The sequence below is a fragment of the Aeromicrobium sp. REDSEA-S38_B2 genome (assembly GCF_001628525.1).
Lineage (GTDB): Bacteria > Actinomycetota > Actinomycetes > Propionibacteriales > Nocardioidaceae > Aeromicrobium > Aeromicrobium erythreum.
The window spans coordinates 1-9,865 of the sequence record NZ_LUNH01000006.1 but is presented as its reverse complement, the minus strand read 5'-3'; the positions used below and the strand labels follow the sequence as shown (position 1 = coordinate 9,865).

The 9,865-nt window shown below is 71.8% G+C and carries 10 protein-coding genes and 2 pseudogenes; 4 read left to right on the top strand and 8 right to left on the bottom strand.

All coding sequences use genetic code 11. The features are described 5' to 3' along the window. Window positions 1-2: 2 nt before the first annotated feature. A pseudogene (locus A6Q81_RS01405) lies at window positions 3-344 on the top strand (MotA/TolQ/ExbB proton channel family protein); the annotation flags it as partial. A 483-nt stretch (window positions 345-827) separates the two neighbouring features. On the opposite strand, the pseudogene A6Q81_RS01400 reads toward A6Q81_RS01405, so the two are convergent. From A6Q81_RS01400 to A6Q81_RS01385, 4 genes and pseudogenes are all read right to left on the bottom strand, one after another. After that, window positions 828-1,010 (bottom strand): annotated as a pseudogene (locus tag A6Q81_RS01400) (oxidoreductase); the annotation flags it as partial. Window positions 1,011-1,111: 101 nt separating this feature from the next. Next, window positions 1,112-1,732, bottom strand: a complete 621-nt coding sequence (locus tag A6Q81_RS01395) for a sulfite oxidase-like oxidoreductase (RefSeq protein ID WP_067855848.1) — start codon at window positions 1,730-1,732, stop codon at window positions 1,112-1,114. Next, window positions 1,729-2,568: an alpha/beta fold hydrolase gene (locus A6Q81_RS01390; RefSeq protein ID WP_286689261.1), complete on the bottom strand. Its 840-nt coding sequence runs from the start codon at window positions 2,566-2,568 to the stop codon at window positions 1,729-1,731. Before A6Q81_RS01390 ends, A6Q81_RS01395 begins: the two co-directional genes overlap by 4 nt. Further along, window positions 2,565-3,320: an SDR family NAD(P)-dependent oxidoreductase gene (locus tag A6Q81_RS01385; protein ID WP_067855854.1), complete on the bottom strand. Its 756-nt coding sequence runs from the start codon at window positions 3,318-3,320 to the stop codon at window positions 2,565-2,567. Before A6Q81_RS01385 ends, A6Q81_RS01390 begins: the two co-directional genes overlap by 4 nt. A gap of 66 nt (window positions 3,321-3,386) precedes the next feature. Between A6Q81_RS01385 and A6Q81_RS01380 the strand changes: the two genes are divergently transcribed. Next, entirely contained in the window at window positions 3,387-4,145 is a 759-nt protein-coding gene (locus A6Q81_RS01380) for a ParA family protein (RefSeq protein WP_067861414.1), read from the top strand. Window positions 4,146-4,201: 56 nt separating this feature from the next. On the opposite strand, the gene A6Q81_RS01375 is transcribed toward A6Q81_RS01380, so the two are convergent. Beyond that, window positions 4,202-5,710, bottom strand: a complete 1,509-nt coding sequence (locus A6Q81_RS01375; RefSeq protein ID WP_083516583.1) for a DEAD/DEAH box helicase — start codon at window positions 5,708-5,710, stop codon at window positions 4,202-4,204. Window positions 5,711-5,919: 209 nt separating this feature from the next. On the opposite strand from A6Q81_RS01375, the gene A6Q81_RS01370 reads away from it, so the two are divergent. After that, the gene (locus A6Q81_RS01370) at window positions 5,920-6,678 is read left to right on the top strand and encodes a ferritin-like fold-containing protein (protein ID WP_067855857.1); all 759 of its coding nucleotides are present in this window, start codon (window positions 5,920-5,922) and stop codon (window positions 6,676-6,678) included. Between the two features lie 177 nt (window positions 6,679-6,855). Here the strand turns inward: A6Q81_RS01370 and A6Q81_RS01365 are convergent, their stop codons facing one another. The 3 genes from A6Q81_RS01365 to A6Q81_RS01355 form a co-directional block, all read right to left on the bottom strand. After that, a complete protein-coding gene (locus A6Q81_RS01365; RefSeq protein ID WP_067855860.1) occupies window positions 6,856-7,488 on the bottom strand; it encodes a DUF2461 domain-containing protein in 633 nt (210 codons plus the stop codon). Between the two features lie 63 nt (window positions 7,489-7,551). Further along, the gene (locus A6Q81_RS01360) at window positions 7,552-7,788 is read right to left on the bottom strand and encodes a DUF3107 domain-containing protein (RefSeq protein ID WP_067855863.1); all 237 of its coding nucleotides are present in this window, start codon (window positions 7,786-7,788) and stop codon (window positions 7,552-7,554) included. Between the two features lie 44 nt (window positions 7,789-7,832). Next, window positions 7,833-8,474, bottom strand: coding sequence for a TetR/AcrR family transcriptional regulator (locus A6Q81_RS01355; RefSeq protein ID WP_370186822.1), 642 nt, complete (start codon window positions 8,472-8,474; stop codon window positions 7,833-7,835). 171 nt (window positions 8,475-8,645) lie between these two features. On the opposite strand from A6Q81_RS01355, the gene moeZ reads away from it, so the two are divergent. Further along, window positions 8,646-9,818 carry an adenylyltransferase/sulfurtransferase MoeZ gene (gene moeZ / locus A6Q81_RS01350; protein WP_067855869.1) on the top strand — a complete coding sequence of 391 codons (1,173 nt, stop codon included), beginning with the start codon at window positions 8,646-8,648 and terminating at the stop codon, window positions 9,816-9,818. Window positions 9,819-9,865: the final 47 nt, after the last annotated feature.

The following is a 9,865-nucleotide window of genomic DNA, read 5'->3' as shown; positions in this document are numbered from 1 at the left end:
GCATGAACAAGCTCGAAAAGAACAGCGCCTATCGTCAGGTCGTCGAAGACGGTCTGCGCGCCAACGAAGAGCATAACAAGCTGACCGACCCGGTCGAAGCGCATGACTGGATGCACGGCACGCTCGAGCGTTCGCAGAACCACATCAACTCGAAGCTCAACGGCGGCCTCGCCTTCCTCGCGACCGTCGGTTCGACCGCGCCGTTCGTCGGCCTGTTCGGTACGGTTATCGGTATTCTTCGCGCCCTCGTGAAGATCGGTGCATCGGGCCAGGCCTCGATCGACACCGTCGCCGGCCCGGTTGGCGAAGCACTCATCATGACCGCCATCGGTCTGATCGTCGCTGTTCCCGCGGTTCTCGCCTTCAACTGGCTCCAGAGCCGCAACAAGCGCATCGCCGAACTGCTCCACGCGGATCGCGTCGGACGGGAACGCCTGCTCGCGCAGCAGCCGCGTGGCGTAGCCGACGAACCCGACCGACCCGCACACGAACGCCGCCTCGACGTCGTCGAGCAGCGGCGCGACCTCGTCGGGGTAGGGCGGGGCGGCCACGCGCGCCCCGAGGTTCTCGCGCGTGAGCGCCACGAACGCGCCCGACGCCAGCAGCTCGTCGGCATAGGGGAGGCGGTCCAGCGACTTCGCCACCGCCACCACCCGCAACGCGTCAGGGTTCCCGGTGCCGATCGCGTGCCGCAGCATCGAGACCATCGGCACCACGCCCGACCCGCCGGCGAACGCCAGCGCGCGCTCGCGACCGTCCCAGGTGAACCAGCGGCCGATCGGCCCGCGCACCTCGAACGTGTCGCCCACCTGCACCTCGTCGTGCAGGAAGCCCGACACCTCGCCGTCGTCCATCCGCTCGACCATCAGCTCCACCAGCCGGTCTCCCGGGGCCGACGCCGTCGAGTACGACCGCTGCGCGGTGTAGCCGTCCTCCGCGCGCAGCCGCACGACGTAGTGCTGACCGGCGCGGTGCGGCGCCGGGTCCGGCAGCTCCAGACGCAGCCGCACGAAGCCCTCCGTCGGGTGGTCCTTCGCGCGCACCGTCGCCAGCTGCCAGCCCGTGCCACCGGGGTTCTCGACGACAGGGTCGGGCCCCGCGGGCTGACTGCTCACGGGTCCCCCTGGTAGCGCTGCTCGAGCCACGGGTCGCCACGGTCGTGGTAGCCGCCACGCTCCCAGAACCCGGGCTCGTCGTGGTCGAGGAGCTCCAGACGGGTCAGCCACTTCGCCGACTTCCAGAAGTACAGGTGCGGCACGAGCAGACGCACGGGGCCGCCGTGGTCGGCCGTCAGCGGCTCGCCGTCGGCCTCCCAGACCACCCAGGCGCGGTCGCTGCGCACGTCGTCGAGCGGCAGGTTGGTCGTGTACCCCGACGCGGTGTGCGCGACCACGTGCGTCGCGTCGGAGGCGACGCCGCAGACGTCGAGCAGCGTCTCGACGCTGACGCCGGTGAACGCGGTGTCGAACCGCGACCACGTCGTGACGCAGTGGATGTCGACGGTGCTCGTCGCGTGCGGCAGGGCGCGCAACGCCGACCAGTCCCAGGTCTGCGACTCGAGCACGGCGCCGTCGACCGTCAGCGTCCAGCGGTCGAGGTCGACCTGCGGGGTCGGCTCCGCGGAGAGCACGGGCCACTGCCGGCCCGCGTCGTACTGGCCGGGCGGGAGTCGGTCGGACTGCGCGGGCCGGCGACGGCCGACGAAGCCGCGCGTGACGGGTGCGTCGCTCATGAGAGGTCCTCCAGGAACGGGAGCCAGGCAGCGGCGAGACCCACCGGGTTCTCGACGGCGGGGGAGTGGTCGGCGCCGGGAACCACCTGCACGGTGGTCCCCAGTCGTGCCGCGAGGTCGTCCTGCACGGCGTGCGGCCACGCGTCGTCTCCGGCGCCTCGGCCCACCCACGCGGGGAGACCGGTGGCTGCGACCTCGGCGACGCGGTCGGGGGCGTCGAGCAGGTGCTGGGTGAACGCGCGCAGCCCCACCCTGGAGTTCGCCTCGAACCGGCGCAGCAGGAACGTCTCGATCTCGGGCGGGTGGGTGCCGAGGCTCGACGCCTTCAGCGCGCGGTACACGTCGCCGATCGGCTCCGGTCCGTCGAGCCGTGCGACGAGCTCGTCGAGGGGCCGCTCGGGGCTCGCGCCGAGCGCGGCGGGGCCGGTGCACAGCAGGCTCAGGCTCGCCCATCGTGCGGTGTGCTCGATCACCGCCGTCTGCGCCACGAGTCCACCGAAGGAGTGGCCCAGCAGGTGCACGCGCGTCGTGCCGAGGGCCTCGGCGAGGGCGGCTGCGTCGGCGGCGAGTGCACCCAACGAGAAGTCGTCAGCGTCGTCTGCGCTCGTCTCGTGCTGTCCGCGCTGGTCGTACGCGGTCACCGAGAACCCCGCGCCCGCGACGAGTGGGAGCAGCGGCGTGAAGTCCTCCTTGCTGCCCGTCCAGCCGGGCACCAGCAGCACGTGGGCCCGCGGGTGCTCGACCTGCGCGTGGTGCACGGCGAAGCGCCCGCGCGGGGTCTGCACGGTCGCGGCGACCACGCCGGGCGGGAGGTCGAGGGAGCGCGGCGTGCTCATCGTCCGCGCTTGGCGGCGCGGGCCACGAGCGACGTCGGGGCGTGCCGGGCCAGGGTCGCGAGCACCTTGTAGCGCAGGCTCGGGATCGACACCGTGCGGCCGCGCTCGAGGTCGGCGAGCGCGGCGGCCACGAGCTTGTCGCTGTTCAGCCACATCCAGCGGGGCACGCCCGAGATGTCCATGTCGGCGCGCTGGTGGAACTCCGTGCGCACGAAGCCGGGACACAGCACCATGACGCGCACGCCCGACGACGCGTAGTGCCAGTCGGCCCACTGCGACAGGTTCACCAGCCACGCCTTGTGGGCGGAGTAGGTCCCGCGCGGGGTGAAGGCGGCGACGCTCGCGACGTTGACCACCTGGCCGCGACCGCGCCCGACCATCGACTTGATCGCCGTGTCCATGAGGTGCATCGGCGCCCGCACGAGCAGGTCGAGCTGACGGTCCTCGTCGGCGACGTCGGTGGTGCCGAACCAGCCCGCGAGCGACGCGCCGGCGTTGTTCACCAGCAGGTCGACGGGTGCGGTGCTGCTGGCGAGGGCGGCCTCGGCCGCCGCCAGTCCGTCCGCGGTGGTCAGGTCGGCCACGACGACGTCGGCCTGCACGCCGTGCGCACCGCGCAGCTCGGTGGCCAGCTGCTCCAGACGCTGCTCGTCGCGCGCGAGCAGCACGACGTCGTCGCCCCGGGCGGCGAGGGCGCGGGCGAAGGACAGGCCGATGCCGGCCGTGGCGCCGGTGACGAGAGCGCGGGTCATGTCGTCAGCATGCCATGTCGTCACGGTGGCGGACGTCGCAGCCACGAGGCGGTCCCCGGTGGCATGATGTGCCGCGTGACGACGACGATCTCCGTGGTGAACCAGAAGGGTGGCGTCGGCAAGACGACCACCGTCGCCTCCCTCGGCGCGGCGTTCGCCGAGCTCGGCAAGCGCGTGCTGCTCGTCGACCTCGACCCGCAGGGCGGCCTGACGTTCTCCCTGGGCATCGACCCCGAGGACGTCGACGTGACCGTCGGGGAGGTGCTGCTCGGCAAGGCCAAGCCGGCCGACGCGATCGTCGTCACCGAGGACGGCATGCACCTGCTGCCGTCGAACGTCACGGTCACGCAGGCCGAGGAGGCGCTCGTCAGCCGCACCGGGCGCGAGCAGCGGCTGCGCGTCGCGCTCGACAAGGTCGCCGACGACTACGACCTCGTCGTCATCGACTGCCCACCCACGCTCGGCGTGCTCACGGTCGGCGCGCTCTCGGCGTCGCAGAAGGTCGTCATCCCGCTGCAGGCGGAGACCCTGTCGCACCGCGGCGTGCTGCAGCTGCTCGACACCGTCCACGACGTCAAGCAGTTCATCAACTCCGAGCTCGAGGTCGCCGGCGTGCTGCCGACGATGTTCGACGGGCGCACCAACCACGCCCGCGCCGTGCTCGCCTCCATCGAGGAGCAGTTCGAGCTGCCCGTCCTGAGCCCGCCGATCCCGAAGTCGATCCGGTTCGCCGAGGCGCCCGCGATCGGCCGCTCCATCCTCAGCGTCCACAAGAACCACAAGGGCGCCGACGCGTACCGCGAGGTGGCGCAGAGCCTGCTCTGAGCCGGCACGACGAAGGGCCCCACGCCGCGGCGTGGGGCCCTTCGTCGTGGTGCGGGTCAGTCCGCCGAGGCGGGTGCCGTCTCGCTCGAGGCGGTCTGGGTGCCGTTCTGGCCCTCGACCTTCTGGCCGCCGCGGGTGCGACGGCGACGACGGTTCCGGCTGCGGCTCGAGCCGGTGCCCTCGCCGCCCTGGCCGTCCTTGGCCTGCGCGTCCTGCGGCTGGTCGGTGCGGGGACCGGAGGAGCGCTCGCCCTGCGGACGTCCGCCGCCCTGCCCGCGTCCGCCCTGGCCGTCGCGGCCACGTCCGCCGCCCTGCCCGCGACCGCCCTGGCCACCGCGTCCGCCGCGGTCGCCGTCCTTGCGGGGCTCCTTCGGCGACGGCGGCTTGAGCCGGCCCTTGACGGACCGGTCGATGCCGAGGTCGTGGAACAGGTGGTCCGACGTCGAGTACGTCTCCTGCGGGTCCGCGAACGGCAGGTCGAGCTCGGCGTTGATCAGCTTCCAGCGCGACAGGTCGGCCCAGTCGACGAAGGTGACCGCGATGCCCGAGGCGCCGGCGCGACCCGTGCGACCGATGCGGTGCACGTACGTCTTGTGGTCCTCGGGGCAGTTGTAGTTGATGACGTGGCTGATGTTCGCGACGTCGATGCCGCGGGCCGCGACGTCGGTGGCGACCAGCACGTCGACCTTGCCGTCACGGAAGCCCTGCAGCGCCTTCTCGCGCGCGCCCTGCGCCATGTCGCCGTGCAGGGGCGAGGCGGGGAAGCCGCGGTCGATGAGGTCGTCGGCCACACGCTGCGCCGTGCGCTTCGTGCGCGTGAAGATGATGACGCGCTGCACGTCCTCAGCCTGCAGGATGCGGGCGATGACCTCGGGCTTGTCGAGCTCGTGGGCCTGCCACACGAACTGCGCCGTGGCGGGGACCGTGTGGTTCTCCTCCGGTGACTCGGCGCGGATGTTCATCGGGTGGCGCATGTGCTTGCGCGCCAGCGACACGATCGCGCCCGGCATCGTGGCCGAGAACAGCATCGTCTGGCGGGTCTCGGGCGTCTTGGCGAGGATCGCCTCGACGTCGGGCAGGAAGCCGAGGTCGAGCATCTCGTCGGCCTCGTCGAGCACGAGCGACTTCACGTGAGAGAGGTCGAGCGCGCGACGGTTGGCGAGGTCGAGGATGCGCCCGGGGGTGCCGACGACGATGTCGACACCCTTCTCGAGCGCCTCGAGCTGGCCCTCGTAGGGCACGCCGCCGTAGATCGTGAGGTTGCGGGTGCCGCGGTTCGCGGACGCCGTCTTGATGTCGTTGGCCACCTGCAGCGCGAGCTCGCGGGTGGGCGCGACGACCAGGGCCTGCGGCTTGCCGGGAGCCGCCAGCTGGTCGTAGTCGGGGTCGTGCGGGGCGACGGTGCGCTGGATGACCGGGATGGAGAAGGCCAGCGTCTTGCCCGTGCCGGTGCGCGCCTGACCGATGAGGTCGGTGCCCATCAGCGCGACGGAGAGGGTCATCTCCTGGATGGGGAACGGGCTGCTGATGCCGACGGCGTCGAGCGCGTCGGCGATCTCGGGCATGACGCCCAAGTCGGTGAACGTGGTCACAGGATCTCGAATTCGTGAGGGAACAAAGGGTTCTCGGGTCGAGTCGTGAGGCGGCGTCGACGACGGTGCGTCCGAGAGCTCACGACGGAGATACGGCCCCAAGGGCACCACCAGGGTACCGGTTGGGACGTGCGTCCCGGGAATCAGGAGCCGAGTGGCGGGGGAGCGCTACGCTGCGGCGCATGGCCCACCACGCAGAGTCGAGCGACCCGTCGGCCCCGAAGGACGCAGCCGCACCCCCGGACGACACGCCCGCGGCACCGGTCGCCAGCGCCCTCGACGACCCCGAGTACCGCCGCGGGGTCGTCGAGCTGCTCGGCGTCCTCGCCTTCGGTGAGATCAGCGCCTGCGAGCGGCTCGTCGCCGACTCCCAGATGGCCCCCGACCTGCGCAGCAAGGTCGAGGTCGCGACCATGGCCGCCGCCGAGTTCGACCACTTCGAGGTGCTGCGCGACCGCCTCGTCGAGATGGGCGAGGACCCCTTCGACGCCATGGAGCCGTTCGCCGCCACCTTCGGCGACTTCCACCGCAAGACCAAGCCCGCCGACTTCCTCGAGGGCCTGGTCAAGGCCTTCGTCGGCGACGGGCTGGCCGCCGACTTCTACCGCGAGATCGCCGCCTACCTCGACCCCGTCACGCGCACGACCGTCATCGACACCCTCAGCGGCACCGGGCACTCGGAGTTCGTCGTCGAGCAGGTGCGCGCCGCGATCGAGGCCGATCCCCGCGTCGGCGGCCGGCTCGCCCTGTGGGGACGTCGGCTCATGGGCGAGGCCCTCCGCCAGGCCCAGACGCTCGTCGCCGAGCGTGACGCGCTGAGCGCCGTCCTCGTCGGGGGCGTGGAGACCCCCGGACTCGACCTCACCGCCATCTCGCGCATGTTCACCCGCATCACCGAGGCGCACACGGAACGCATGGCCCGCCTCGGCCTGGCCGCATAGGTCGCCCCGCCCCGCCCTCTTGTCCCGCTGGGCGGTAGGTGGCGCGCGTCTCGGCCGTGCTGGCGGTAGGTGACCCGCGGAACGGGCAGCGTTTGCCGCGCGCGACCTACCGCCCCGGGCGAGGATCCGCGCGCCACCTACCGCTCGGCGGGGCGCGGGCGGTCCTCGACGTCGGGGTCAGCCGCGCACGTGCGTGAGGATCCAGTCGATGAACGGCTTGCCCGCACGCCAGTCGGCGCGCACGTGGTCGAGCAGCTCCGCGGTGTGCACGTACGGGGCGAACCCGTGCTCGCGACCGAGCGTCAGCGAGCGGTGCCGCAGGAGGTCGATGCGGGGGTGGTCGGCCGACCAGCCGCGCGGAGCGGTCTTCACCGCGTCGCCCCCGACCGTCCAGCCCTGGCGCTCGACCCGGCCGAGGATCCGCTGCAGCCCCACCCCGAACGTCTCGTGGTCCACGGCCTCCCGGAACGACGCCAGCCGCGCCGGCGGGGCCTGGTAGAACCCGACGCCGGTGCGCACGCCGGGCGCGCCGACCTGCACGTAGTAGCCGGTCGACGGGGCGACGGCTACGAACGCCCCCTGGTGCGTCTTGTACGGCGTCTTGTCCTTCGCGAACCGGACGTCGCGGTAGGGCCGGAAGATCTTGGCGGGTCCGAACTCGTCCTCCAGCGCCGCCGTGAGCGCGACCATCGGCGCCTTGACGGCCTCGTCGTAGACGTGCCGGTGCTCCTCCCAGAACGTCTTCGTGTTGTCGACCTCGAGGTCGTCGTAGAAGTCGAGCGCGGCGACGGGAAAGCCTGCGAAGGTCACGGGTGCGAGCCTAGGCCGGGGCTGCGGGTGCCACCGCGTGGCAGCACCCGCGAGCCGAGGACCTCAGTTCTCCTGCGTGACCGCGCCGAAGCCGACCTTGCGGCCGGTGTCGGCGACGAAGTACAGGTAGGCGACCTTGTCGGCCGGCACGGCGACCGTGCGGTCCTTGTCGTCGGTGAGGCTGAAGACGGTCTCGTCCTTCAGCGCGGAGTCGAGCTTCGCGAGCACCGTGTCGGGCGCCTCGCTGGTCTCGACGGACAGCTCGCGGGCGGCGTTCTGGACGCCGATCTTGACCTCCATGGTCGGTCCTCTCTGACGTGCGGTTGGGCGGGTGGGAGAAGGGGCTACTCGGCGCCGTCGGCGTCGGTGACGTCGCGCGGGAACCCGCCGATGCCCCGCCAGGCGAGCCGCCCGACGAGACGCACGGCGTCCTGCTGCGACAGCGACGACGCCTCGGCCAGCCAGTTGCGGGCGCCGACGTGGCCCATGCCGACCAGGCTCACGGCGAGGAGGTAGGCGGCGTCCTGCGGCAGGCCGGTGTCCTCGCGGATGACCTCGGCGATCGCCAGCGCCGACTCGCGCACGACCCGGTCGACCTGCTCGCGCACGTCGGGGTCGTTGGTCAGGTCGGACTCGAAGACCAGCCGGAACGCCGCGCCCTGGTCGGCGACGTACTGGTACCAGAGCTGCATCGTCGCCTCGACGCGGTGACGGTTGTCCTGCGTGGAGGCGAGGGCGCGCTTGATGTCGTCGACGACCTCGTCGCAGGAGGACTCCAGCAGCGCCAGGTAGAGGTCGAGCTTGCCGGGGAAGTGCTGGTACACGACCGGCTTGGAGACGCCCGCGCGCTCGGCGATCTCGTCCATCGACGCGGCGTGGTAGCCCTGCTCGACGAAGACCTCGAGTGCGACCTCCAGCAGCTGGGCGCGGCGGGCGCGGCGCGGCAGTCGGCCGGCGCGCGTGCGCAGGATCGGGGTCTCGCTCACCCGCACAGCCTAGTGCCCGGTCCCCACACGCTCGTCGGCGAGCACCCCGTGTCGGCGCGAGGCGTCCACGGGACGGACGTCGGTACCGCATGTCGGACGGTCGGGGAACAATGGACGACACGACCGGCGTTGTGCCGGACGTCCCCTTCACCGTCACTGCGAGGAGCAGCCGTGGTCGCCCCCATCGTGGAACCCGCCGACGAACTGACCATCGACGAGGTCCGTCGCTACAGCCGGCACCTGATCATCCCCGACGTCGGGATGGACGGGCAGAAGCGGCTCAAGAACGCCAAGGTGCTCGTGATCGGCGCGGGCGGGCTCGGCTCGCCGGCCCTGCTGTACCTCGCGGCCGCCGGCGTCGGCACGCTCGGCATCATCGACGACGACGTCGTCGACGAGTCGAACCTGCAGCGCCAGGTCATCCACGGACAGTCCGACATCGACCGGCCCAAGGCCGTCAGCGCCGCCGAGTCGGTCGCCGAGGTCAACCCGTACGTGAAGACGATCGTGCACGAGGCGCGTCTGGACAACGACAACGTCCTCGACATCTTCAGCCAGTACGACCTCATCGTCGACGGCACCGACAACTTCGCCACGCGCTACCTCGTCAACGACGCCGCCGTGATCCTCGGCAAGCCGTACGTGTGGGGCTCGATCTACCGCTTCGAGGGCCAGGTGTCGGTCTTCTGGGCGCAGGAGGGGCCGCAGTACCGCGACCTCTACCCGGAGCCGCCGCCGCCCGGCATGGTCCCGTCGTGCGCCGAGGGCGGCGTGCTCGGCGTCCTGTGCGCGTCGATCGGGTCGATCATGGTCACCGAGGCGATCAAGCTGATCACCGGCATCGGCGACCCGCTCATCGGCCGTCTGATGGTCTACGACGCACTCGAGATGCGGTATACGACGCTGAAGATCCAGCGCGACCCCGAGGGCGAGCTGCCGACCGAGCTGCTCAGCGACTACGAGGCGTTCTGCGGTGCGATCAGCGACGAGGCCGCTGACGCCGCGGCCGGGTCGACGATCTCCGTCGCCCAGCTCGACGGGTGGCTGAAGGAGCGGGGCGACGGCGGACGCGACTTCGTGCTCGTCGACGTCCGAGAGCCGGTCGAGCGCGACATCAACCACATCCCCGGCTCGATCCTCATCCCCAAGGGCGACTTCCTCAACGGCAAGGCGCTCTCGGAGCTCCCCGACGACAAGCAGATCGTGCTGCACTGCAAGTCGGGCGTCCGCTCCGCCGAGGCCCTCGCCGTCCTCAAGGGCGCCGGCTTCAAGGACGCCGTCCACGTCGCCGGCGGCGTCGTGGCCTGGGTCGACCAGATCGACCCCAGCCAGCCGTCGTACTGACCCACCCCGACGCCGCGGGCGGGTGCCTCGAGCACCCGCCCGCGGCG